Origin of the sequence: Variovorax sp. SG517, from assembly GCF_013376045.1 — a bacterium.
In the GTDB taxonomy this organism is placed as follows: Bacteria; Pseudomonadota; Gammaproteobacteria; order Burkholderiales; family Burkholderiaceae_C; genus Variovorax.
In genome coordinates, this window is record NZ_JABMJG010000003.1 from 526,851 (window position 1) to 548,725 (window position 21,875).

The 21,875-nt window shown below is 68.5% G+C and carries 23 protein-coding genes; 11 read left to right on the forward strand and 12 right to left on the reverse strand.

The genetic code is table 11. From position 1 onward, the window contains the following. Positions 1 to 148: 148 nt before the first annotated feature. The 3 genes from edd to FHT32_RS11750 are packed head-to-tail and all read left to right on the forward strand — an operon-like array spanning position 149 to position 3,432. Entirely contained in the window at positions 149 to 1,999 is a 1,851-nt protein-coding gene (gene edd / locus FHT32_RS11740) for a phosphogluconate dehydratase (RefSeq protein WP_176664794.1), read from the forward strand. A gap of 54 nt (positions 2,000 to 2,053) precedes the next feature. Beyond that, on the forward strand, positions 2,054 to 2,689 hold the full coding sequence (gene eda / locus FHT32_RS11745) for a bifunctional 4-hydroxy-2-oxoglutarate aldolase/2-dehydro-3-deoxy-phosphogluconate aldolase (protein ID WP_176664795.1): 636 nt from the start codon (positions 2,054 to 2,056) through the stop codon (positions 2,687 to 2,689). 11 nt (positions 2,690 to 2,700) lie between these two features. Next, positions 2,701 to 3,432, forward strand: a complete 732-nt coding sequence (locus FHT32_RS11750) for a haloacid dehalogenase type II (RefSeq protein ID WP_176664796.1) — start codon at positions 2,701 to 2,703, stop codon at positions 3,430 to 3,432. A gap of 16 nt (positions 3,433 to 3,448) precedes the next feature. Here the strand turns inward: FHT32_RS11750 and FHT32_RS11755 are convergent, their stop codons facing one another. The 6 genes from FHT32_RS11755 to FHT32_RS11780 form a co-directional block, all read right to left on the reverse strand. Next, on the reverse strand, positions 3,449 to 4,003 hold the full coding sequence (locus tag FHT32_RS11755; protein ID WP_176664797.1) for a DUF1697 domain-containing protein: 555 nt from the start codon (positions 4,001 to 4,003) through the stop codon (positions 3,449 to 3,451). A gap of 22 nt (positions 4,004 to 4,025) precedes the next feature. Then, positions 4,026 to 4,439, reverse strand: a complete 414-nt coding sequence (gene gloA / locus FHT32_RS11760) for a lactoylglutathione lyase (RefSeq protein WP_019654873.1) — start codon at positions 4,437 to 4,439, stop codon at positions 4,026 to 4,028. A gap of 66 nt (positions 4,440 to 4,505) precedes the next feature. Further along, complete coding sequence (locus FHT32_RS11765; RefSeq protein ID WP_176664798.1) at positions 4,506 to 5,189, reverse strand: glutathione S-transferase family protein; 684 nt, start codon at positions 5,187 to 5,189, stop codon at positions 4,506 to 4,508. A gap of 112 nt (positions 5,190 to 5,301) precedes the next feature. After that, a complete protein-coding gene (locus FHT32_RS11770) occupies positions 5,302 to 5,985 on the reverse strand; it encodes an ABC transporter ATP-binding protein (protein ID WP_176664799.1) in 684 nt (227 codons plus the stop codon). Then, positions 5,982 to 7,664 carry an iron ABC transporter permease gene (locus tag FHT32_RS11775; RefSeq protein ID WP_176664800.1) on the reverse strand — a complete coding sequence of 561 codons (1,683 nt, stop codon included), beginning with the start codon at positions 7,662 to 7,664 and terminating at the stop codon, positions 5,982 to 5,984. Before FHT32_RS11775 ends, FHT32_RS11770 begins: the two co-directional genes overlap by 4 nt. Before the next feature lie 122 nt (positions 7,665 to 7,786). Further along, complete coding sequence (locus tag FHT32_RS11780) at positions 7,787 to 8,848, reverse strand: Fe(3+) ABC transporter substrate-binding protein (protein ID WP_176664801.1); 1,062 nt, start codon at positions 8,846 to 8,848, stop codon at positions 7,787 to 7,789. A gap of 240 nt (positions 8,849 to 9,088) precedes the next feature. On the opposite strand from FHT32_RS11780, the gene FHT32_RS11785 reads away from it, so the two are divergent. Beyond that, positions 9,089 to 9,802, forward strand: coding sequence for a hypothetical protein (locus FHT32_RS11785; protein WP_176664802.1), 714 nt, complete (start codon positions 9,089 to 9,091; stop codon positions 9,800 to 9,802). A 22-nt stretch (positions 9,803 to 9,824) separates the two neighbouring features. Further along, positions 9,825 to 10,172: a hypothetical protein gene (locus FHT32_RS11790; RefSeq protein ID WP_176664803.1), complete on the forward strand. Its 348-nt coding sequence runs from the start codon at positions 9,825 to 9,827 to the stop codon at positions 10,170 to 10,172. Here FHT32_RS11790 and FHT32_RS11795 read toward each other — a convergent pair. Further along, the gene (locus FHT32_RS11795) at positions 10,169 to 10,717 is read right to left on the reverse strand and encodes a PaaI family thioesterase (RefSeq protein ID WP_176664804.1); all 549 of its coding nucleotides are present in this window, start codon (positions 10,715 to 10,717) and stop codon (positions 10,169 to 10,171) included. The genes FHT32_RS11790 and FHT32_RS11795 overlap by 4 nt on opposite strands. 75 nt (positions 10,718 to 10,792) lie before the next feature. On the opposite strand from FHT32_RS11795, the gene FHT32_RS11800 reads away from it, so the two are divergent. The 4 genes from FHT32_RS11800 to FHT32_RS11815 all read left to right on the forward strand — a co-directional run bounded on the left by FHT32_RS11800 (position 10,793) and on the right by FHT32_RS11815 (position 14,873). After that, positions 10,793 to 11,248: a MarR family winged helix-turn-helix transcriptional regulator gene (locus tag FHT32_RS11800; RefSeq protein ID WP_176664805.1), complete on the forward strand. Its 456-nt coding sequence runs from the start codon at positions 10,793 to 10,795 to the stop codon at positions 11,246 to 11,248. 111 nt (positions 11,249 to 11,359) lie between these two features. Then, positions 11,360 to 12,673 (forward strand): MFS transporter, encoded by a 1,314-nt coding sequence (locus tag FHT32_RS11805; protein ID WP_176664806.1) that lies wholly within the window; start codon positions 11,360 to 11,362, stop codon positions 12,671 to 12,673. An 18-nt stretch (positions 12,674 to 12,691) separates the two neighbouring features. After that, the gene (locus FHT32_RS11810; protein ID WP_176664807.1) at positions 12,692 to 14,113 is read left to right on the forward strand and encodes an MATE family efflux transporter; all 1,422 of its coding nucleotides are present in this window, start codon (positions 12,692 to 12,694) and stop codon (positions 14,111 to 14,113) included. A 43-nt stretch (positions 14,114 to 14,156) separates the two neighbouring features. Next, positions 14,157 to 14,873 (forward strand): SDR family oxidoreductase, encoded by a 717-nt coding sequence (locus FHT32_RS11815; RefSeq protein WP_176664808.1) that lies wholly within the window; start codon positions 14,157 to 14,159, stop codon positions 14,871 to 14,873. A 42-nt stretch (positions 14,874 to 14,915) separates the two neighbouring features. On the opposite strand, the gene FHT32_RS11820 is transcribed toward FHT32_RS11815, so the two are convergent. The 5 genes from FHT32_RS11820 to FHT32_RS11840 form a co-directional block, all read right to left on the reverse strand. After that, positions 14,916 to 15,227: a hypothetical protein gene (locus tag FHT32_RS11820; protein ID WP_176664809.1), complete on the reverse strand. Its 312-nt coding sequence runs from the start codon at positions 15,225 to 15,227 to the stop codon at positions 14,916 to 14,918. A gap of 194 nt (positions 15,228 to 15,421) precedes the next feature. Next, a complete protein-coding gene (locus tag FHT32_RS11825) occupies positions 15,422 to 16,159 on the reverse strand; it encodes an aldolase (protein ID WP_176664810.1) in 738 nt (245 codons plus the stop codon). A 30-nt stretch (positions 16,160 to 16,189) separates the two neighbouring features. Next, a complete protein-coding gene (locus FHT32_RS11830) occupies positions 16,190 to 16,837 on the reverse strand; it encodes a 2-dehydro-3-deoxy-6-phosphogalactonate aldolase (RefSeq protein ID WP_176664811.1) in 648 nt (215 codons plus the stop codon). Beyond that, on the reverse strand, positions 16,834 to 17,742 hold the full coding sequence (locus tag FHT32_RS11835) for a 2-dehydro-3-deoxygalactonokinase (protein ID WP_176664812.1): 909 nt from the start codon (positions 17,740 to 17,742) through the stop codon (positions 16,834 to 16,836). Before FHT32_RS11835 ends, FHT32_RS11830 begins: the two co-directional genes overlap by 4 nt. Further along, on the reverse strand, positions 17,743 to 19,479 hold the full coding sequence (locus FHT32_RS11840; RefSeq protein WP_176664813.1) for an IlvD/Edd family dehydratase: 1,737 nt from the start codon (positions 19,477 to 19,479) through the stop codon (positions 17,743 to 17,745). Positions 19,480 to 19,628: 149 nt separating this feature from the next. Between FHT32_RS11840 and FHT32_RS11845 the strand changes: the two genes are divergently transcribed. Next, positions 19,629 to 20,372, forward strand: coding sequence for a FadR/GntR family transcriptional regulator (locus tag FHT32_RS11845; RefSeq protein WP_176664814.1), 744 nt, complete (start codon positions 19,629 to 19,631; stop codon positions 20,370 to 20,372). A 95-nt stretch (positions 20,373 to 20,467) separates the two neighbouring features. After that, on the forward strand, positions 20,468 to 21,850 hold the full coding sequence (locus FHT32_RS11850; RefSeq protein ID WP_176664815.1) for an ABC transporter substrate-binding protein: 1,383 nt from the start codon (positions 20,468 to 20,470) through the stop codon (positions 21,848 to 21,850). Positions 21,851 to 21,875 lie beyond the last annotated feature (25 nt).

Here is a 21,875-nt window from a genome sequence, read left to right on the forward strand (position 1 = left end):
TTTGCGTGTGCTTCGTCACAGGATGCAAACGGGTAAATTCGTATTGCCCTGCGCTCGGATTTCATCGGGCCCGCACGCCTGGCTTGTTACCATGGCCTTCCAGGCCCACAGTCGCTCCGGCGACATGCAGCAGGAGCCATCGACCCCCATGAGCAGCAGCACGAACCCCACCGTCCGCGACGTCACCGATCGCATCCGCGAGCGCAGCCAGGGGCTGCGCAGCGCCTACCTCGCCCGCCTTGCCGAAATCCGCAACCGCGACCGCGGCTCCGACCGCATGGGCTGCGCCAACGTCGCGCATGCCGTGGCCGGCATTCCGGCCAACGACAAGTTCCGCGTGGTCGCCGAGCGCGCGCCCAACATCGGCATCGTCACCGCCTACAACGACATGCTCTCGGCCCACGCGCCGTACCAGGGCTACCCCGACATCATCAAGAACGAGGCCCGCAGCCTCGGCGCCACCGCCCAGGTGGCCGGCGGCGTGCCCGCCATGTGCGACGGCGTGACCCAGGGCACGCCCGGCATGGAGCTGAGCCTCTTCAGCCGCGACGTCATCGCGATGAGCACTGCCGTCGCGCTCACGCACGACATGTTCGACGCGGCGCTGATGCTCGGCGTGTGCGACAAGATCGTGCCGGGTCTGCTGATCGGTGCGCTGCACTTCGGTCACCTGCCCACGGTTTTCGTGCCGGCCGGCCCGATGCCCTCGGGCCTGTCGAACAGCGCCAAGTCGAAGGTGCGCGAGCAGGCGGCGCAGGGCCTCGTCGGCCGCCAGGGCCTGCTCGACGCCGAGATGGCCGCCTATCACACGGTCGGCACCTGCACCTTCTACGGCACCGCCAACAGCAATCAGATGCTGCTGGAGGCCATGGGCCTGCACGTGCCGGGCACCGCGTTCATCCAACCCGGCGACGCGATGCGCGAGACGCTCACGCGCGAGGCGGTGCGCACCGTGCTTGGCAAGGCGGGCAACGCTCCGTTCGACTGCCCGCCCATCGGCGAGATGGTCGACGAGCGCTGCATCGTCAACGCCATGGTCGCGCTGCTCGCCACGGGCGGTTCCACCAACCACCTGATCCACTGGGTGGCCGTGGCGCGCGCCGCCGGCATCCTGATCGACTGGGACGACTTCTCCAAACTCTCCGACGTGGTGCCGCTGCTGACCCGCGTGTACCCCAACGGCAGCGCCGACGTGAACGAGTTCCAGGCCTCGGGCGGTCCGGGCCTCGTGATCGGCGAGCTGGTCGATGCCGGCCTGATGCACGCCGACGTGCTGACGGTGCGTTCGGGCGGCATCCGCGAATTCGCGAACATTCCGTCGCTGACGGAGCAAGCCGGCGAGCAGGACCAGAAGCGCCTGCAATGGACGCCGGGCGCCGCGCTGCAGAACGATGCCGTCACCCGTACCGTCGCCAATCCGTTCAGCGCTACCGGCGGCCTCAAGCTGCTGAGCGGCAACCTGGGCCGCAGCGTCATCAAGGTGTCGTCGGTGCCAGACGACCGCCACGTCATCGAGGCGCCCGCGCGCGTGTTCGACTCGCAGGCCGCGCTGCAGAAGGCGTTCACTGCCGGCGAGCTGGAGCGCGACGTGGTCTGCGTGGTGCGCTGGCAGGGCCCGCAGGCCAACGGCATGCCCGAGCTGCACAAGCTGACGCCGCCGCTGTCGGTGCTGCAGGGCAAGGGATTCCGCGTGGCGCTGGTCACCGACGGCCGCATGAGCGGCGCCTCGGGCAAGATCCCGGCCGCGATCCACGTCTCGCCCGAGGCCGCCGCCGGCGGGCCGCTGGCCAAGGTGCGCGACGGCGACCTGATTCGCCTCGATTCGGTAGCGGGTACGCTCGCCGTGTTGCTGCCCGAGGACGAATGGGCCGCCCGCGAGGTCGCCACCATGTCCGAGGCGCAGCGCGTCGCCGACGGCCACGGCCTCGGCCGCGAGCTGTTCGCAGGCATGCGCCGCAATGCACTGGCCGCCGAGGAGGGCGCCTGCACCTGGCTGTGACCAGGGGCGGTCCTCACAGAGCGCGATGCATACGTAACCGATTGGAGCCAGCAAATGACTGAAAAACTCACCCCCCTCGAAGTGATGCGCGACGCCCCGGTCATTCCGGTGATCGTGCTCAACGACGTGAAGGACGCCATCCCGCTCGCGCGCGCCCTCGTGGCCGGCGGCATCCGCATGCTCGAGGTCACGCTGCGCACGCCGCAGGCGCTGCAGTGCATCGAGGCCATCGCCAAGGACGTGCCCGAGGCCGTGGCCGGCGCTGGCACCATCCGCAGCGCCGCCGACGCGCAGGCCGCGGCGCTGGCCGGCGCGAAGTTCGGCGTGAGCCCGGGTTACACGCGCTCCGTCGGCAAGGCCTGCCACGACATCGGCCTGCCGCTTCTGCCCGGCGTTGCCACCGGCAGCGAGATCATGACGGCGCAGGAAGACGGCTACACGCAGCTGAAGTTCTTCCCCGCGCTGCAGGCCGGCGGCCTGCCGATGCTCAAGGCATGGCAGGGCCCGTTCGGCGACGTCACCTTCTGCCCGACCGGCGGCATCCATGCCGGCAACGCGGCCGAGTTCCTCGCGCTGTCGAACGTGGCCTGCGTGGGCGGCTCGTGGATCGTGCCGACCGACGCGATCCGCGACGGCGACTGGGCCCGCATCGAGCAGCTCGCACGCGCCGCGAGCCAACTGTCGCGCTGAGCGCCGCCGCCATGAGCAGCGCGGATTTCGACGCGAGCGATCTCAAGGTCATCGCATTCGACGTCTTCGGCACGGTGGTCGACTGGCACAGCGGCATCGCCGCCGAGGTCGAGCGCGTGTTCCCGGGCATCGACGGCGCGGCCTTCGCGCTCGCGTGGCGCGCCGGCTACCAGCCCGCCATGAAGGCGGTGATGGAGCGCATCGCGGCGGGCGAGGGCGGCTTCACGCTGCTCGACGAACTGCACCTGAGCATGCTTGACCAGGTGCTGCACGACTTCAGCCTGGCCGACAGCATCGAGGCCGGCGCCAAGCGCGACCTGAGCCGTGCCTGGCACCGCCTGCCGGCCTGGCCCGATTCGGTGGACGGGCTCTCGCGGCTGAAGAAGAAGTTCACCATCTGCACGCTGTCGAACGGCAACATCGGCCTGCTCACCGAGATGGCCAAGCGCGCGGGCCTGCCCTGGGACTGCATCCTGTCGGCCGAAGTGTTCAAGGCCTACAAGCCCGACCCGCGCACCTACCTTGGCGTGGCGGGCGTGTTCGATGCGACGCCCGGCCAGGTGATGCTGGCCGCCGCGCACCATGACGACCTCGCGGCCGCGCGCGCCTGCGGCCTGAAGACGGCCTACATCGAGCGCCCGCACGAGTTCGGCCAGGCCCGGCCGAAGGACGTGTCGCCGCAGCCGGACAACAACCTGCACGCCCGCGACATCGACCACCTGGCCGATCTGCTGGGCTGCTGATCGATCAACGAATCAATCAGTCGGTGAGAAGTTTCTCCACCGTGCGCAGGTTGCGCGTGGTGGTGCTCGACTTGTAGCGGGCCTTGCCGAGCAGCTTGGCCACCGGCGTATCGAGGCTCTCGCCGCGCGGGCACTGCCAGTACAGAACGCCCTTGCCGCGCTCCAACTGCTCGGTGGCGGCATCGACCGCGCCGGCCTTTTCCATGATCTCGTCGAGCATCGCCTTGTCGGAGCCGAACACGATGTACGGATGGCGCTCCTCGTCGATGCGTTCGAAGGGGTAGGCGGTGGCGATCTCGGCCAAGGTCTTCTGCGTGAGCAGCACGATCCACGCGTCGTAGCCGAAGCGCTTGCGCAGCGCCTGCTCGATGCGGGTGCGCAGCGCGGCGCCGCTCTCGTCAGAGTCGAACAGCACGTTGCCGCTGGCGAGCACCGTGCGCACCGCGCCGAAGCCCAGTTCGACGAAGAGCGCCTTCAGCTCGGCGCTCTTGATGGTGATGCCGTTGACGTTCACGCCGCGCAGCAGCGCGACATGGCGCGTTGCCGCGGGCTGTTTCTTCGTGGCTGCCATGGCGGGGTCGGCGGCGCGGCCCTCAGCGCAGGCCGCCGCCTGCGGCGTTCTCGTCGCGCTGGATGAGTTCGATCTTGTAGCCGTCGGGGTCGGTGACGAAGGCGATCACGGTGGTGCCGCCCTTGACCGGGCCGGCCTCGCGCGTCACGTTGCCGCCGGCGGCCTTGATCTTCTCGCAGGCCGCGTAGGCATCGGGCACGCCGAGCGCGATGTGGCCGTAGGCGGTGCCGAGCTCGTAGCTCTCGGTGCCCCAGTTGTAGGTGAGCTCGATCTCGGCCTGGTCGGGGTTGCCGTTGCCGTAGCCGATGAAGGCGAGGCTGTATTTGTACTCGGGGTTCTCCGAAGTGCGCAGCAGGTTCATGCCGAGCACCTTGGTGTAGAAGTCGATGGAGCGCTGCAGGTTGCCGACGCGCAGCATGGTGTGGAGGAGTCGCATCTCGTGGTGCCTTGTTCGTAGTCGTGGAGAGGGAAGCCCGCTATTGTGAGCCTGCGGGCGCCGCGATCAAGCGGCCAGGGTCAGCAGGTGGGCCTGGTGGCGCTTCAGGAACTCCATCAGGTGCTGCGGGTACTCGGGCACCACCGCGTTGCGCACGCTGGGGCGCGCGGCCAGTGCCTTGCGCCATGCATCCACCTTGGGCAGCGAATCGAAGATGAGCGAGTCGCTGATCGCATCGAACACCTCGAAGTAGCGGAACACCGGCGCGAAGACCGCGTCGACGAGGCTGAAGCTGCCGCCCGCGAAGTAGGGACCTTCGCCCAGCGCCGCCTCCACACGCTGGAACTTGGCCAGCAGCGCCTGCCGCTTCTGCTCGAACACGGCTGCGTCCTGCGTGGTCTCGTAGCCCCAGAGGTCGCCGAGGATGGCCGAGCCGAACTCCATCCATGCGCGGTGCTCGGCGCGGGTGAGCGGGTCTTCAGGGTGCAGGCGCGCGCCGGACTGCGTTTCTTCGAGATACTCGCAGATAACGTTGCTTTCGAACAGCACGGCCTCGCCGCCGTCAGGCCGGCGCACCTTCAGCAGCGGCACCTTGCCGAGCGGAGAGATGTCGAGGAACCACTGCGGCTTGCTGGACAGGTCGATCACCACGCGTTCGAAGGGCACGTTCTTCTCGTGCAGGGCGATCGCGGCGCGCTGCACGTACGGGCACAGCAGGTGGCTGACGAGGGTGAGGGCTTGTTGCGTCATGGGGCTTTCCGTTCTTTTCTTGCTTGGCTGGTGTGGGTCTGGAACGCCGCGATTCTTGCGAGCCGGAACAACCTTTTCCCGGAAAGCCCATTCGTGAAACGGGCGGCTTGTGCTAGGCCGCCGTATCGAGCCAGTGCGTGATCCGTCCGCCGTGCATCACGCCGATGCGGTCGGCCATCGCGTGGGCTTCGGCTTCGTTGTGCGTCACGAGGATGGCCGTCTGCCCGGCCTGCTTGAGGATGCCGCGCACTTCCGCCGTCAGCCGCTCGCGCGTGCCGCCGTCGAGGTTGGAGAAAGGCTCGTCGAGCAGCAACAGGGCGGGCGAGGGCGCGAGCGCGCGGGCGAGCGCGATGCGCTGCTGCTGGCCGCCGGAGAGCTCGTGCGGATAGCGTTCGCCTGCATCGGCAAGGCCGACCAGCGCGAGCATCTCGGCCACGCGCGACTGCTGCTCGGCGCGGCCCAGCCGGCGCAGGCCGAAGGCCACGTTCTTCGCGGCCGAAAGGTGCGGGAACAGCGCGTATTCCTGGAACATCATGCCCACGCGCCGCTGCTCGGGCGGCAGGTGCTTTTGCGTGGACGACAACAGCACGTCACCGAGGCGGATCGTGCCGGCGCGCAGCGGCTCGAAGCCCGCGATGGCGCGCAGCACCGTCGTCTTTCCGCAGCCGGAAGGGCCGAAGAGGCAGGCGATGTCGCCCGCGTCCAGCGCCAGCGAGAAGCCGTCGACGACCGTGTGCGGGCCGCGCGGCGTGTCGTAGGCCAGCCTGATCGCGTCGAGATGCAGTGGGGAGCTCATGTCGGTGTCTTCTCGGCGGCCAGTGTGGCCGAAGGCGTGCCCAGCTGGTTGCGCGCGAGCAGCACCACGGGCAGCAGGCCGGCCAGCACGATGGCGAGCGCGGCGATGGCGCCTTCCTCGTAGGTGCCGCGCGCGGCCTCGGCATAGAGCCAGGTGGCCAGGGTGTCGAAGTTGGCGGGCCGCAGCAGCAGTGTGGCCGGCAGCTCCTTCATCGCGTCGACGAACACCAGCAGCGCGGCGGAGGCCATGGCGGGGCGAAGCAGCGGCAGGTGCACGCGGCGCAGCGTGCCGGCGGTGGTTTCGCCGAGCAGGCGCGAGGCCTGCTCGATGGCGGGCGGGATGCGCGAGAGCCCCGCCTCGATGCCGCCGACCGGCATCGCGAGAAAGCGGATCGCGCAGGCCACGACCAGCACCATGCCGCAGCTCATGAGCGGCAGCCCCTGCCAGCCGAAGGCCGTGGCCAGGGCCGCGTCGAAAGCCAGCGCCGGCGTGAGCAGCCCGATGGCCAGCACCGTGCCCGGCACCGCGTAGCCCAGCGTCGCAGCGCGCGCCTGCCAGCGGGCACGGCCGGGGCCGGAGCCCTGGCTGCGCGCAGCCCACGCCACGACCAGCCCGGCCGCCACCGCGACGGCGGTGACCCCCGCGGCCAGCGCCAGCGTGTTGCCCAGGCTCGCGACCAGTCCTTGCGAAATGCCGCCGCCCTGGCGCAGCCGCTTGGCGCTTTCCCAGACCAGGTAGGCAGCGGGAGCCACGAAGCCGATCAGCACCGGCAGCGTGGCTGCCGTCGTCGCAGCCCAGGCCGCAGCGCCGCGCAGCCGCCGCGGCTGCACCGCGCGCATGCGCTGCGCCGAGCCGAAGCGCTGGTGCCGCCGGCCGTTGCGCTCCAGCCAGACCAGCGCGATCACCACGAAGAGCATCGCGCAGGCGATCTGCGCTGCGCCCGCGAGGTCGGAGCGCGTGATCCATGTGGTGTAGACCGCGACCGTGAGCGTGTTCACGCCGAGGAATTCGGAAGCGCCGATGTCGTTGAGCGTCTCCAGCAGCGCGAGGCTCAGCCCCACCGCCAGCGCCGGCCGTGCCAGCGGCAGCGCCACGCGGAAGAAGGCGCCGCGCCGGCTTTCGCCGAGCATGCGCGCCGCTTCCATGAGGTGCGCGGGCTGCGTCATGAACATCGCGCGCGCCGTCATGTAGACGTACGGGTAGAGCACGAAGCCCAGCACGAAGATCGCGCCGGGCATCGAGCGCAGATCGGGCAGGCGGAACTGCCGCGGGCTGTCGAAGCCCAGCATCCAGCGGATCGCGCCCTGCACCGGGCCGATGGGGTGCAGCAGGTCGAGATACGCGAAGGCGACGATGTAGGTCGGCATTGCGAGCGGCAGCAGCAGCGCCCAGTGCAGCATGCCGCGTCCGGGGAAGTCGTGCGCCGTCACCAGCCAGGCGCAGCCGGTGCCGATCACCAGCACCAGCGTGCCGACGCCCGCGAGCAGCACGGCGGTATTGAGCGTGGCCTGCGGCAGCACGTGCGCGAACAGCGGCCCCCAGTGGCCGAGGCCCGAGCCGAATGCCAGCCACGCCAGCGTGAGCACCGGCGCGAGCACGCCGATGGCGATCAGGAAAGACGCGCAGCGCCAGGCCGGGCCTGCGGCTTGCAGGCCCGCGTACCGACCGCCTATGTTCATGCGAAGCAAAAGATGCCTATGCGCGCGCTCTGGTTTTTGCGATTAACACCGTGGAACCGGCTTTGCCCCGGATGGGGGCTGAGGCGACACGCAGTGCGCCGCAGCCTGGGGGCGAGCCACGGCTACTGGTCGAAGCCGACCTTGTCGACCAGCGCGCTGGCCTGCTTGCGGTACTTGGCGATCTCGGTCAGCGGTAGCGGGTCGACCTTCAGCTCGCCGATGGTCTGGCCGATGATCGGGTCGAGCGCCACGCCCTTGCGCACCGGGTACTCGTAGTTGGTCTGCGCGTACAGGGCCTGTGCCGGCTCCGACACCAGGAACTCGAGCAGCTTGACCGCGTTGGCGCGCTGCGGCGCGTTCTTCGCCACGGCCGCGCCGCTGATGTTGACGTGCGTGCCGCCGCTCTTGGCGTTGGCGAAGGTCGGGCGCACCACCTTGATGGCGTCGCCCCACTTGCGCGCGTCGGTGCCTTCCTTGGCGCTCTTCATCTGGCCGACGTAGTACGAGTTGGCCAGGCCCACGTCGCAGATGCCGCCGAGGATGTCGCGCGCCACGTCGCGGTCGCCGCCGGTGGCCTTGCGCGCCAGGTTGGCCTTCACGCCGCGCAGCCACTGCTCGGCCTTGGCTTCGCCGTCGTGCGCGATCAGCGAGGCCACCAGCGCGGTGTTGTAGGGATGCTGGCCGGAGCGGATGCAGACCTTGCCCTTGTATTTGGGGTTGGCCAGGTCCTCGTAGCGGAAGCTGGTGAGCGGCAGGTTCTTGTCGGCGTACAGCACGCGCGCGCGCAGCGAGAGCGAGAACCACTGGCCGTCGGCGCCGCGCAGGTTGGCCGGAATGGCCGATTCGAGCGCGGCCGATTTCACCGGCTGCGTCACGCCGCCGTCGACCAGGTCCATCAGGTTGCCGATGTCCACCGTCATCAGCACGTCGGCGGGGGAGCGGGCGCCCTCGGCCTTCACGCGCTCCAGCAGGCCGTCCTTCACGAAGACGGTGTTGACCTTAATGTTGCTCTGCGCGCTGAACGCGGAGATGAGGGGCTGGATCAGCGCCGGTTCGCGCGTTGTGTAGAGCGTGAGCTCGTCGGCGGCGGCCTGTGCGGGGATGGCGGTGGCGGCGAGCAGGGCAGCGCCGGCGCCGAGCAAAGCGCGCGCGGCGCGGCCTTGGACGCGTGAGCGTTCGGTCATGAAGATCCTCCAGGAGCGGGTGTTCTAGAAAGCTCCGGCGCCGGCCGCAGATGTATTGCTGGGTATTGTCGGTACCGGATGAGAATAATTATCACTGGGCGCCAGGATCAGGATGCCTTTGTACTTACAGATCGAAGGCCTACTGCACATCGTTGCAAACAAGGCGCCCGCGCCGCTCGACAACTCGCGACCGGCCCGCTAAAACGGCCCCAGCCTTTTCCCGAAACGGAGGGAGTGCCGATGAGTGGTCGAGAGTTCTGCGCGCCGGACAACGCCAACTATCCGAAGTGGACGTCGTGGGATGCCTTCAAGTGGCAGATGCTGCCCCAGCGGCTCGGCGGCGGTTTTCCGCACCTGAGCGACTACAAGGACGCCTGGGTGCTCTACAACCGGCTGCGCATCGTCGCGGTGGCGAAGAAGTACCAGATATCCCCGGTGCTGCTCGGCAGCGTTGCGTGGGCCGAGGTGGGCGGCAAGCCCGACGGGAGCAAGCGGCCCATGTTCGCGCTGCGCAGCTTCGACTGGAGCGGCCCCGACTGGGTCGACCGCAACCTCACGGTCACCAGGCCGCCGGGCCAGACCTCGTTCGGCGCGGTGAGCATCCAGATGCGCGCCGCGGTGCGCGAGCTGGGGCTGGACCCCGACAGCCTGAGCTACGAGGAAGAACTGCGGCTGGTCTCCTGCCTCGAGCAGGATCTCTTCAACCTCGAGATCGTCGCGAGGCACCTGCAGGGGCTGGTGCTGCACGACTATCCCGGGGCGGACACCGAGAACCTGTCGGAAGAGCAGTTCGTCGTGGCCGGCGCGCGCTACAACCGCGGCATCGAGCGCAAGCTCTCCGACATCGTCGATTCGCTGAAGGCCACGCCGGGCAGCTCGGGGCGCGAATACTCGTCCTATGGCCGCGCCATGGTGAAGCACCGCGAGCACGTCGAGTCGCTGCTCAGCAGGTGAGCCGACGCACGCGCGCGATTCGATGAGCCTGAAGAGGTCCGCTTCCGCATCGATCTTCGCGGTGGTGTCGGCGCTCTATGCGCTGTTCTGCGCCGCGATGCTGTTCGCCATCCCGCGCAACCGCTACGAGTGGATGCTGGAAGACCCGGCGATGCGCGGCGACGGGCTGACCTTCTGCACCCTGCCCATCGACCACGGGCTGGACGCGCGGATCGAATCCTTCGCGTACCTGGTTCCGCTGTTGGTCGTGGCCGCGGTGCTGTCCGTGCGGCGGCGCAGGCCGCACTGGCTGCTGTGGGCGGGCCTGGGGCTGGTACTGCTCTGGGGCGCCCGCTTCGTGGTGCTGGCGCCTTCCTGCCCGGTCCGCTAGCGCGCTGCGGGCACCTCGAACACCAGGCAAGTGGTCGTGGCATGCGCGTACAGCGTGCCGTCGGGGCCGTAGAGGCGGGCTTCGGCGGTGGCGAGCTGCTTGCCGCAGTGGATCACCTTGCCTTCGGCGCGCACGCGCTGCACCTTGGGCGTGAGGCCCTTCACGTAATTCACGCCGAGCTCGGCGGTGGTGTAGGCGCGGCCCGGCGGCATCATCGTGTGGACCGAGCAGCCCAGGGCCGAGTCGAGCATCGTCGCGACCCAGCCGCCGTGGATGGTGCCCAGCGGGTTCAGGTGTTGCGGCAGCGGCGTGCCCTGGAAGATGGCCACGCCCTGGCGCGCCTCGATGATCGTGAAGTCCAGCGTCTTTGCGATGGCGGCGTAGGGAATGTCGCCGTTGAGCATCGCCTGCATGATCTCGAGGCCGGTCTTGCCGGCGATCTGGTCGGGACGGGCGAGGCCGGGGCCCGGGCCGGCCTCGAGGCGACCGGTGATCTTCTGTTCCTCGGCGATCCATGCGTCGAGCTGGCTGGCGGCTTGTGTCATGCCTGTGTTCCTTCTGGGGGCTTTGTCCCGGGGTGTTGATTGCATATGCAATAGTTGCACATACAATAATAGCCCATGGACACCCCCACCAAGCCACGCGGCTGCACCAGCTTCAAGGTGCGCCAGCTGTCGCGACGACTCTCGCAGCACTACGACGCCGAGGTCTCGCAAAGCGGCCTCAAGACCACGCAGTACTCGCTGCTGTCCCACCTCGCGCGGCTCGGCCCCACGCGTCCGGTCGACCTGGCGGCCGAGCTCAAGATGACCGCCTCCACCCTCAGCCGCAACCTGCAGCCGCTGATCTTCGCGGGCTGGATCGCGCAGAGCGCGGGCGCCGATGCGCGCAGCCGGCTGGTGCAGCTCACCGAGGAAGGCGAGGTCAAGCGGCGCGAAGCCCTGGCGCACTGGAAGACCGCACAGCAGAAGCTGAATGCGCTGCTGGGCGTCGAGCGCGTGCTCGCGCTGCACCTGCTGATCGACGAGGCCATGGAACTGCTGGGCGGCGATGAAGAGCCCGCCAGCGACGACTGACCCCTCAACTTTTTCTTTACCCACGACCAACCCGCTCATCGTGCGCCCGGCCGCGCGAGGGATCCGTTTCGCCTTCTTTTTCCTCCATTCAATTCCAACAGCAGAGGCCCCATGTTCGCCACACCCGTTTCCGCATGGCTGCAGCGCCGCGGCATCCACTACGGCTGGATCGTCGCCGCCATCACCTTCCTCACCATGCTGACCATGTCGGCCGCGCTGGGCCTGCCGGGCGCCATGCTGCAGCCGCTGGGCAAGGAGTTCGGCTGGAGCACCGAGCAGATCTCCTCCTCGCTGGCATTGCGCTTCGCGCTCTTCGGACTCATGGGCCCCTTCGCCGCTGTGCTGATGGAGCGCTACGGCCTGCGCGCGGTGGTCTGCACCGGCCTCGCGCTGGTCGGGCTGGGCATGGCGCTGGTCACCATGGCCTCGCAGCTGTGGCAGCTCTTCGTGCTCTGGAGCCTGATGCTGGGCCTGGGCACCGGCATGACCGCGCTGGTGCTCGGCGCGGTGGTGGCCAACCGCTGGTTCGTCGCACGGCGCGGGCTGGTGGTGGGCATGCTCACGGCCAGTTCGGCGACGGGGCAGCTGGCGTTCCTGCCGCTGGCGGCCTGGATGATCGAGCACTGGGGCTGGCGCTCGGCCATCGTGCCGATCGTGATCGGCACCATCCTCATCGGCCTGCTGGCGCTTTGCTTCATGCGCAACCGGCCTTCCGACGTCGGCCTGCTGCCGTATGGCGAAGCGCCCGGCACGCAGCCTGCAGCCCCCGCCGCGGCAGCACCTGCAATGAACTTCGCCACGCCGTTCCGCGTGCTCAAGGAAGTCTCGACCAACCGCACCTTCTGGGTTCTGGCCGGCACCTTCTTCATCTGCGGCCTGAGCACCAACGGGCTGGTGCAGACGCACTTCATCTCGCTGTGCGGCGACTACGGCATGAGCGCGGTTCCCGCCGCCTCGGTGCTCGCGATGATGGGCGCCTTCGACTTCGTGGGCACCATCCTCTCGGGCTGGCTCTCGGACCGCTACGACAACCGCAAGCTGCTCTTCTGGTACTACGGCCTGCGCGGGCTGTCGCTGTTCTGGCTGCCGCACTCGGAATTCACCATCTACGGCCTGGGCATCTTCGCGATGTTCTACGGCCTCGACTGGATCGCCACCGTGCCGCCGACCGTCAAGCTCGCCGGCGCCGCCTTCGGTCCCGCCAAGGTCGGCCTGGTGTTCGGCTGGGTCTTCGCCGCGCACCAACTGGGCGCCGCAACTGCTGCCTATGGCGCCGGCTTCGCACGCACGCTGCTGCTGACCTACACCCCGGCGCTCTACACCGCCGGTGCAGCCTGCCTGATGGCGGCGCTGATCGTGATGACCATCCGCCGTCCCGCGGCAAAGTCCGGATCGTCGGCCACGCCGGCTGCGGCCCGCGCCTGAACCAAGAAGGCGCCAGAAATGACCGCACCCCACGGCTCCACCGAACTCGACCCGCGCACGCGCCGCCTGCTCGAGGCGCCCATCGTCCCCACGCTGCTGCGCCTTGCCGCGCCCAACGTGCTGGTGATGGTCGCGCAGGCCTGCGTCGGCCTCATCGAGACCTACTTCGTCGGCAAGCTCGGCACCGATGCGCTCGCCGGCATGGCGCTGGTGTTTCCGATCGTGATGCTGATGCAGATGACCTCCAGCGGCGCCATGGGCGGCGGCATCGCCTCGTCCATCGCCCGCGCACTCGGCGCGCGCCGCCGCGACGATGCGAACGCGCTGGTGTGGCACGCCATCGTCATCGCGCTGGGCTTCGGCTTGTGCTTCACGCTGGCGCTGCTGCTGGGCGGGCGCTGGCTCTATGGCGTGATGGGCGGCACCGGGGCTGCGCTGGAAGCCGCGCTCACCTATTCCAACTGGGTGTTCGCGGGCGCGACGCTGGTGTGGCTCTTCAACTCGCTCGGCGCCATCATCCGCGGCACCGGCAACATGTCGGTGCCGGCCAACGTGACGGTGGTGGGCGTGGTGTTCCTCATTCCGGCATCGCCGCTGCTCATCTTCGGCATCGGGCCGCTGCCGGGCATGGGCATCGCGGGCGGCGCGATCGCGCTGCTGCTGTACTACCTGCTGGGCTCCATCGCGCTCATCGCCTACCTGCGCTCGCCGCGCAGCCTGCTCAAGCCCACGCTCGACGCGCTGAAGCTGCGCTGGCCGCTGTTCCGCGACATCCTGCGCATCGGGCTGGTGGGCGCGGTGTCGACGGTGGCGACCAATCTTTCCATCGGCATCGCCACCGCGCTGACCGGCCATTTTGGCTCCGGCGCGCTGGCCGGCTACGGCACGGCATCGCGGCTCGAATACCTGCTGGTGCCGCTGGTGTTCGGCCTGGGCGCACCGCTGGTGGCGATGGTCGGCACCTGCATGGGGGCGGGGCTGCGCGAGCGGGCGTTGCGCGCCACCTGGGCCGGCGCGGCGCTGGCCTTCACGCTCACGGAAACCATCGGCCTCGCGGCGGCGCTGTTCCCGCGCCCGTGGCTGCTGCTGTTCGGCAACGACCCCGCGATGCTGGAAACCGGCGCGCATTACCTGCGCGTGGTCGGGCCGATGTACGGCCTCTTCGGCGTCGGGCTGGTCCTGTACTTCGCCTCGCAAGGCGCGGGCCGGCTGCTGTGGCCGATGCTCGGCAACATCGCGCGCCTGGCGGTGGCGGCCAGCGGCGGCTGGCTGGCGCTGAACTGGGGCGCCGGGCTCACCGGCGTGTTCGCGGCGCAGGGCGTGGCGCTGGCGGTGTACGGCGTCGTGACCGCATCGGCCATCGCGGGCGGTGCCTGGTTCGGCCGCGTGGGCTGGCCGCGCACCACCACCGGACTGCTGCGGCGCATGGCGCAGGCCTGAAATCCGGCTATCGACTCATTCATCAACCAACGAAAGACTCGTCATGAAAATCAAGGACTCCGTGGTCTTCATCACCGGCGCCAATCGCGGCCTCGGTCTCGCCTTTGCGAAGGCTGCGCTCGCAGCGGGCGCGCGCAAGGTCTACGGCGCGGCGCGCGACCCCAAGAGCATCGACCTGCCCGGCGTGACGCCGGTGGCGCTCGATGTGACGCAGCCCGCGCAGATCGAGGCGGCCGTGCGTGCCTGCGGTGACGTGACGGTGCTGGTCAACAACGCGGGCATTTCGCGCGGCTCCAGCTTCCTCGGTTCGCCCGATGCGGTGGCCGCGGCGCGCGCCGAATTCGAAACCAATTTCTTCGGCCTGTGGGCGGTGACGCAGGCCTTCGCACCAGTGCTCGCGGCCAACGGCGGCGGCGGCGTGATCAACGTGCTGTCGGCGCTGGCCTGGACCACCTTCCCGAGCGTGGCGACCTACAGCGCGACCAAGTCGGCCGCGTGGTCGCTGAGCAACGGGCTGCGCAACGAACTGGCCGGGCAGGGCACGCAGGTCACGAGCCTGCACGTGGGCTACATGGACACCGACATGACGTCGCACATCCAAGGCCTGCCCAAGGCATCCCCGGACGACGTGGCGCGCCAGGCGCTGGCCGGCCTCGAAGCAGGCCAGGCCGAGGTGCTTGCGGACGACACGTCGCGGCAGCTCAAGCAGGGCCTGTCGAGCCCGACGCCGCCCTACGCGAGCGTGCCCCAGGCAGCCTGAACGGAAAACCCGGGCGCGGGGCCCGGGTCTCGTTCATTCCGCTCAGTAGCGGTACGGGTTGTTGGGACGGCGGTCGTAGCGGTTCGGCACGCCATCGCCATCGTTGTCCCGGCGGCCATAGCGGCGGCGGTCGTCCCAGCGGCGGTCGTAGTGGTGGCCATGGCGGTAGCCCGGGCCGTAGTAATGGTGCGGCGGAGGCGGCGGCGCGTAATAGCGGCGCGGCGGCGGCGGCGCCGGAACGACGTACACCTGCGCCTGGATGAACGAGCCGCCCGTCTGTGCCTGGGCGGGTGCGCTGATGGCGGCCAGCGAGAGCAGGGCCGCGGCGCCGAATGCGAAAGTGAGCTTTTTCATCTGATCCCCCGGTTGTGAGTTGGAAGCCTCATCCTCGCTGCCCTTTGTTAAGTTGATGTAAGGCTGAAGCGAAATCGGATGAAGAGCTGTAACCCGTGCGCACGGCGTGCGGCACGGGCAAGACACAATTGTGAATGGACTTTTCACCGCGGAACACCTCCGCGGGTAGGCCATCGGCTCTATCGGCCGAAGGTTCAGCCGCGCGGAGCGGGCAGGAGGCGGCGCAATGCCTCGAAGAACAGGTCGGACTGCTCGCGCTCGCCCTGGATCTGCGCTGCCACGTGGGCTGCCAGCTTCGGGTTCACGGGCACCAGCGGGCGGCCGGTCGACTGCGCGATCACCTGGTGCAGGCAGGCGCGCTCCAGGTAGTAGAGATCGTCGTAGGCATGGGCGATGGTGCCGCCGGCCACGATCACGCCGTGGTTCGCGAGAAAGGCCACGTCCTTGCCGGCCATCGCGCGGGCGATGCGCTCGCCCTCGGCGTCGTCGAGCGCGAGGCCGTTGTATTCGGCGTCGATGGCGATGCGGTTCATGTAGCGCATCGCGTTCTGGCTCGCGGTGGGGTCGAGCGCGCGGTCGACCGTGATCGTGAGCGCCGTGGCGTACGGCATGTGGCAGTGCAGCACCACCGCATGGCCGGTGAGCCGGTGCACCGCGCCATGGATGAAGAGGGCGGTGGGCTCCACGCGGTGGCGGCCCGCCAGCACCTCGCCATGCACGTCGATCAGCACGATGTCGTCGGGGCCGATCTCGCTCCAGTGCAGGCCGCGCGGGTTGATGAGGTAGCGGTCCTGGGCGCCCGGCAGCATCACGCTGAAGTGGTTGCAGACGCCTTCCGACAGTCCGTGATGGTCGGCGGCGCGCAGGGCGAGGGCGAGGTCTTCGCGCAGCTTGCGCACGGCAGGGCTGGCGTAGAGGGCATCGGCGGACATCGGTGGGGGTCTCCTGTTTCTTCTTGGGGGTCAGGCGAGCGTGAGGCCTTTCCAGGCCGCGACGAATTTCCGGGCGTCCTCGCGCACCGCCGCGGCCTGCTTGCCGGGTTTGTAGAGCGAGGAGCCGATGCCGAAGCCGGCGGCACCGGCCGCGCGCCATCCGGCCATGTTGTCGGGCGCGATGCCGCCCACGGGCATCACCGGCGTGCCGGTGGGCAGCACGGCCAGCAGGGCCTTCACCACGGCGGGCGAGGCCAGCTCGGCCGGGAACAGCTTGAGCCCCGTGGCACCGGCCGCGAGCGCGCCGAAGGCCTCGGTCGGCGTCATCACGCCGGGCAGGCAGACCATGCCCAGCCGCACCGCCTCGGCGATGACTTCGGCGTTGAAGTTCGGCGAGACGATCAACTCGCCGCCGGCTGCATGCACCTCGCGCACCTGCTGCGCGCCCAGCACCGTGCCGGCGCCGACCAGCGCTTGCGGGAAGCGCCTGCGCATCAGCGCGATGCTCTCGAGCGGCTGCGGCGAATTCAGCGGCACTTCGAGCAGGCGGAAGCCAGGCTCGACGATGGCGTCGCCGACGTCGGCAGCCTCGGCGGGCGAGAGGCCGCGCAGGATGGCCACCAGCGGCAGCTCGCGCATCGCGGCGTCGAATTTTTCGAGGGGAGTGGGGGCGGTCATGCGGGAGTCCTGTCGGAATCGAGAAAGCCGGACAGCGCATGCAGTCCGGCCCAGGTGGCTTCGGCGCCGAGCGTGCGCGTGGCGACGCCGGTGGCGCGCAGCGCCAGCGTGTAGCGCTGGGTGAGGGCCGACGAGCCGATCAGGATCACTTCGCCCGACGCCTGCAGCGCCTGCGTGCGCAGCTCCTCGCCGATCAGCAGGCCCGAGAGGTAGCTCGACAGCTCTTCCTTCGGCATGCGCTCGAACAGCGCAAGGGTGCGCGTGCCGAAGGCGTTGTGGAGCAGGCCGTGTCCGTTCTCGGAGCGGGTCACGCCTTCGAGGAAGGCCGCCTCGTCGAGCGGCGCCGATGCATCGAGCGTGCGCGCCAGGATCGAGTGCTGGCTCAGCAGCGCGTAGAACTCGCCCGTCATGTAGGTGCGAAAGCCCGCGACGCGGCCCTTCTTCACCGTGGCCCACTTGTTGTGCGTGCCGGGCAGCACGAAGAGGCCTTCGCTCAGGCCGGTGAGTTCCATCGCGCCGAAGATCTGCACCTCTTCGCCGCGCATCACGTCGGGCACGCCCGCATGCTCGTCGCTCAGGCCCGGCACGATCGCGATGCGCGCACCCGGAACTGCGTCGATGTCGATGATCGTGCGGCCCACTTCCACGCGGCCGGCGGGGCAGGCGCAGTAGGGCGCTTCCACCCAGCCCTGCTTGCTGCCGGCCATGCCGGAGATCAGGCAGCGCGCGCCCTCGAGGCGCATCCAGTCGCCGAACAGCTTGTCGAAGACGGCGGGAAAGCCGCCTTCGGGCACGGTGAGAATGCCGCGCGCATCGCTGCGCTCTTCCAGTACCTTGCCGCCTGCGTCAAGCAGCGCGCCGCGCAGTGAACTCGTGCCCCAGTCGATCGCTACCAGTCTTGTCATCTAGTGATTGTCGCGCGGCACGAAGGCACCGCGGCGACCGCGCAGGAAGGCCAGGTCGGCGCCCTGGTCGGCCTGCAGCACCGTATCGACATACAACTTCCAGTAACCGGATTCGAGCGGCGCCTTGGGCGCGACCCATTTCTCGCGGCGCTTCGCGAGCTCTTCGTCGCTCACGTGCAGGTGCAGCCTGCGGTTGGGTACGTCGAGTTCGACGATGTCGCCGTCCTGCACCAGCGCCAGCGGGCCTCCGGCGGCCGCCTCGGGCGCGGTGTGCAGCACCACGGTGCCGTAGGCCGTGCCGCTCATGCGCGCGTCGCTGATGCGGACCATGTCTGTGATGCCCTTGCGCAGCACCTTCGGCGGCAGCGGCATGTTGCCTGCCTCGGCCATGCCGGGGTAACCCTTGGGCCCGCAGTTCTTGAGCACCATGATGCAGTGCTCGTCGATGTCGAGGTTCTCGTCGTCGATGCGCTTGTGCAGGTCGTCGGCGCTCTCGAACACCACCGCGCGGCCCTTGTGCACCAGCAGCTCCGGCGTGGCCGCGCTGGGCTTGATGATGGCGCCGTTGGGCGCGAGGTTGCCGCGCAGCACGCAGATGCCGGCCTTGTCCTTGAAGGGCTCGGCCAGGGTGCGGATGACCTGCGGGTTGAAGTTCTCCGCGTCCTTCACGTTCTCCCAGATGCTCTGGCCGGTGACGGTGATCACGTCCTTGTGCAGGTGGTCGGCGATCTCCTTGATGACCACCGGCAGGCCGCCCGCGTAGCAGAAGTCTTCCATCAGGAACTGGCCCGAGGGCTGCAGGTTCACCAAGCAGGGCAGTTCGGAGGCGAGGCGGTCGAAATCTTCCAGCGTGAGTTCGACGCCCATGCGCCCCGCGATGGCCAGCAGGTGGATCACGAAGTTGGTCGAGCCGCCGATGGCCGCGTTGACCTTGATCGCGTTCTCGATGGCCTGGCGCGTGAGGATCTTCGACATGTTCATGTCTTCATGAACCATGCCGACGATGCGCCGGCCCGCCTGCCGCGCGAGCACGTTGCGGCGGCCGTCCACGGCAGGGTAGGCCGCGTTGCCTGGCAGGCCAATGCCCAGCGACTCGACCATGCTGGCCATGGTGCTGGCGGTGCCCATCGTCATGCAGTGGCCGTGGCTGCGATGCATGCAGCTCTCGGCCTCGAAGAATTCCTGCAGCTTGAGCGTGCCGGCGCGCACCTGCTCGCTCATCTGCCACACGCCGGTGCCGGAGCCGAGCTCCTGTCCGCGCCATTTGCCCGAGAGCATCGGGCCGCCCGACACGCCGATGGTCGGCAGGTCGACGCTGGCGGCGCCCATCATGAGCGCGGGCGTGGTCTTGTCGCAGCCCATGAGCAGCACCACGCCGTCGAGCGGGTTGCCGCGGATGCTTTCTTCCACGTCCATGCTCGCGAGGTTGCGATACAGCATGGCGGTGGGCCGCAGCAGAGTCTCGCCGAGCGACATCACGGGGAATTCGAGCGGGAAGCCACCCGCTTCGTACACGCCGATCTTCACCTGCTCCGCGAGCGTGCGGAAGTGCGAATTGCAGGGCGTGAGTTCGCTGAAGGTGTTGCAGATGCCGATGACCGGTCGGCCGTCGAACTGGTCGTGCGGAACACCCTTGCCCTTCATCCAGCTTCGGTAGATGAAGCCGTCGCGATCGTGGCGGCCGAACCATTGCTGGCTGCGAAGTTCTTCGGGCTTTTTCTTCGGGGAGGTGCTCATGGAATGTCTCTCTTTGTTGTCGAAGCGTGGGCTCGACCCTCAGGGTTTGTCCTGCCGATAGAGCGTTTCAATCATCATATGATAAGCGCGAACAACACGCCGGAGCCTTAGTGTTTTCGAGCGGCGGGATACCAGTTTTCACATCACGCATGATCAAGAACATCCACGGTCGCACGCTCGAACTCCTCGGTGAAGCCGTGGTGTCGGGGCGCTATGCGATCGGCGCGTCCATCCCCTCCGAGCCCGTGCTCGGCGAGGAACTGGGCGTGAGCCGTACCGTGGTGCGCGAGGCGGTGAAGTCGCTGGCGGCCAAGGGCCTGATCGTGACGGGCCCGAAGGTCGGCACGCGCGTGCTGCCCAAGGACAAGTGGAACTGGTTCGACCCCGACGTCATCACCTGGCAGGCGCGCGCCGGCCTCACGCCCGAGTTCCTGCGCGACCTGCAGGACCTGCGCCGCGCGGTGGAGCCGGCGGCGGTGCGGCTGGCCGCGGAGAGAGCCACAAACGAAGACATCGACGAGATCGAGCGTGCCTATGCCGGCATGAAGGAAGCGGTGGAGAACGGCGGCGACTACGTCACCTTCGACCTGCGCTTTCACAACGGCCTGCTGGGCGCCGCGCGCAACAGGATGATTGCGCAGATGAGCAAGGTGCTCAACGCGTTGCTGCGCACCAGCTTCGAGATATCGACCACCAAGCCCGACGGCCCCGCGCTCTCGCTGCCGCTGCACCGTGCGGTGCTCGACGCGGTGATCGTGCACGACCCCGACGTCGCGGAGCGCGCGATCCTCCGGCTCATCGACGGCGCCCGCCAGGACATCGAGGACGTGCTGGGCTCGCGCCGCAGGTTGCCGCGCTTGAGCCGGCCGCCGCCACGGCTCAAGGCCGGCTAGCCGTCCGGGTCCCGCCGGCAGTCCTCATCAGGTTTTCCACCCCACGCTCGCGCGCCGAGCAGATTCCACCCCAAGAAGAGAAGGAGACAACGTCCATGAAACTCGTCAAGTCGCTGATCGCGCCGACGCTGGTCGCGATGGGCCTGCTGTCGGCAGGCCACGTCGCCGCGCAGGAAAAACTCACCGTCTGGTGGGTCAAGGGCTTCTACAAGGCCGAGGACGATGCGCTGTACGCCGCCATCAAGAAGTTCGAGGAGAAGAACAAGAACGTCAAGATCGAACTCTCGCAGTACCCCATTCAAGACATGATCCCCAAGACCGTGTCCGCGCTCGACTCCGGCAGCCCGCCCGACGTGGCGTACGCCGACGTGTACGACTTCCAGGTCACCGGCAAGTGGGCTTTCGACGGCAAGCTGGAAGACATCAGCAGCGTGCTCACGCCCATGAAGGACCGCTTCGCGCCCAACACGCTGGAGACCACCTACCTCTACAACGACCAGACCAAGGGCAAGGCGTACTACGCCTTCCCGATCAAGCAGCAGACCATGCACATCGAGTACTGGCTCGACATGTTGACCGAGGCCGGGTTCAAGGAGTCCGACATTCCCACCGCGTGGAAGGACTACTGGTCGTTCTGGTGCGAGAAGGTGCAGCCCGCCAGCCGCCAGAAGAGTGGCAAGCGCAACTTCGGCATCGGCATGCCGATGGGTGTTGATTCGAGCGACGCGTTCTATTCGTTCCTGACCTTCATGGACGCCTACAACGTCAAGCTGGTGGACGACAACGGCAAGCTGCTGGTCGACGACCCGAAGGTGCGCACCGGCCTGATCGGCGCCATGACCGACTACACCATGCCCTACACCAAGGGCTGCACGCCGCCTTCCTCCACCAGCTGGAAGGACCCGGACAACAACGTCGCCTTCCACAACAAGACGACCGTGATGACGCACAACGCGACCATCTCCATCGCTGCCAAGTGGCTCGACGACTCGAACAACGCCTCGCTCACGCCCGAGCAGCGCGAGGAGGCGCGCAAGAACTACACCGAGCGCATCCGCACGGCCGGCTTCCCGAACAAGCCCGACGGCAGCAAGATGGTCTACCGCACGGCGGTGAAGACCGGCGTGGTGTTCAAGGACGCGAAGAACAAGGCGCGTGCCAAGGAGTTCGTGTCGTTCCTGATGCAGGAAGAGAACCTCACGCCCTATGTCGAGGGCTCGCTGGGCCGCTGGTTCCCGGTGACCAAGGCCGCGCAGCAGCGTGACTTCTGGAAGGCCGATCCGCACCGCCTGTCGGTCTACAACCAGTACGCCGCCGGCACCGTGACCTTCGAATTCACGAAGAACTACAAGTTCACCGTGCTGAACAACGAGAACGTCTGGGCCAAGGCCATGAACCGCATCGTCACCGACAAGGTGCCGGTGGACAAGGCGGTGGACGAGATGATCGCCCGCATCAAGACGGTGGCGGGGCAGTAAGCCGCGCACGTACGGCACACGTCGC

Excerpts from the sequence above, each read along its gene's own strand:
- edd (WP_176664794.1), top strand. The coding sequence starts at position 149 with ATGAGCAGCAGCACGAACCCCACCGTCCGCGACGTCACCGATCGCATC.
- eda (WP_176664795.1), top strand. The coding sequence starts at position 2,054 with ATGACTGAAAAACTCACCCCCCTCGAAGTGATGCGCGACGCCCCGGTC.
- FHT32_RS11750 (WP_176664796.1), top strand. The coding sequence starts at position 2,701 with ATGAGCAGCGCGGATTTCGACGCGAGCGATCTCAAGGTCATCGCATTC.
- FHT32_RS11755 (WP_176664797.1), bottom strand. The coding sequence starts at position 4,003 with ATGGCAGCCACGAAGAAACAGCCCGCGGCAACGCGCCATGTCGCGCTG.
- gloA (WP_019654873.1), bottom strand. The coding sequence starts at position 4,439 with ATGCGACTCCTCCACACCATGCTGCGCGTCGGCAACCTGCAGCGCTCC.
- FHT32_RS11765 (WP_176664798.1), bottom strand. The coding sequence starts at position 5,189 with ATGACGCAACAAGCCCTCACCCTCGTCAGCCACCTGCTGTGCCCGTAC.
- FHT32_RS11770 (WP_176664799.1), bottom strand. The coding sequence starts at position 5,985 with ATGAGCTCCCCACTGCATCTCGACGCGATCAGGCTGGCCTACGACACG.
- FHT32_RS11775 (WP_176664800.1), bottom strand. The coding sequence starts at position 7,664 with ATGAACATAGGCGGTCGGTACGCGGGCCTGCAAGCCGCAGGCCCGGCC.
- FHT32_RS11780 (WP_176664801.1), bottom strand. The coding sequence starts at position 8,848 with ATGACCGAACGCTCACGCGTCCAAGGCCGCGCCGCGCGCGCTTTGCTC.
- FHT32_RS11785 (WP_176664802.1), top strand. The coding sequence starts at position 9,089 with ATGAGTGGTCGAGAGTTCTGCGCGCCGGACAACGCCAACTATCCGAAG.
- FHT32_RS11790 (WP_176664803.1), top strand. The coding sequence starts at position 9,825 with ATGAGCCTGAAGAGGTCCGCTTCCGCATCGATCTTCGCGGTGGTGTCG.
- FHT32_RS11795 (WP_176664804.1), bottom strand. The coding sequence starts at position 10,717 with ATGACACAAGCCGCCAGCCAGCTCGACGCATGGATCGCCGAGGAACAG.
- FHT32_RS11800 (WP_176664805.1), top strand. The coding sequence starts at position 10,793 with ATGGACACCCCCACCAAGCCACGCGGCTGCACCAGCTTCAAGGTGCGC.
- FHT32_RS11805 (WP_176664806.1), top strand. The coding sequence starts at position 11,360 with ATGTTCGCCACACCCGTTTCCGCATGGCTGCAGCGCCGCGGCATCCAC.
- FHT32_RS11810 (WP_176664807.1), top strand. The coding sequence starts at position 12,692 with ATGACCGCACCCCACGGCTCCACCGAACTCGACCCGCGCACGCGCCGC.
- FHT32_RS11815 (WP_176664808.1), top strand. The coding sequence starts at position 14,157 with ATGAAAATCAAGGACTCCGTGGTCTTCATCACCGGCGCCAATCGCGGC.
- FHT32_RS11820 (WP_176664809.1), bottom strand. The coding sequence starts at position 15,227 with ATGAAAAAGCTCACTTTCGCATTCGGCGCCGCGGCCCTGCTCTCGCTG.
- FHT32_RS11825 (WP_176664810.1), bottom strand. The coding sequence starts at position 16,159 with ATGTCCGCCGATGCCCTCTACGCCAGCCCTGCCGTGCGCAAGCTGCGC.
- FHT32_RS11830 (WP_176664811.1), bottom strand. The coding sequence starts at position 16,837 with ATGACCGCCCCCACTCCCCTCGAAAAATTCGACGCCGCGATGCGCGAG.
- FHT32_RS11835 (WP_176664812.1), bottom strand. The coding sequence starts at position 17,742 with ATGACAAGACTGGTAGCGATCGACTGGGGCACGAGTTCACTGCGCGGC.
- FHT32_RS11840 (WP_176664813.1), bottom strand. The coding sequence starts at position 19,479 with ATGAGCACCTCCCCGAAGAAAAAGCCCGAAGAACTTCGCAGCCAGCAA.
- FHT32_RS11845 (WP_176664814.1), top strand. The coding sequence starts at position 19,629 with ATGATCAAGAACATCCACGGTCGCACGCTCGAACTCCTCGGTGAAGCC.
- FHT32_RS11850 (WP_176664815.1), top strand. The coding sequence starts at position 20,468 with ATGAAACTCGTCAAGTCGCTGATCGCGCCGACGCTGGTCGCGATGGGC.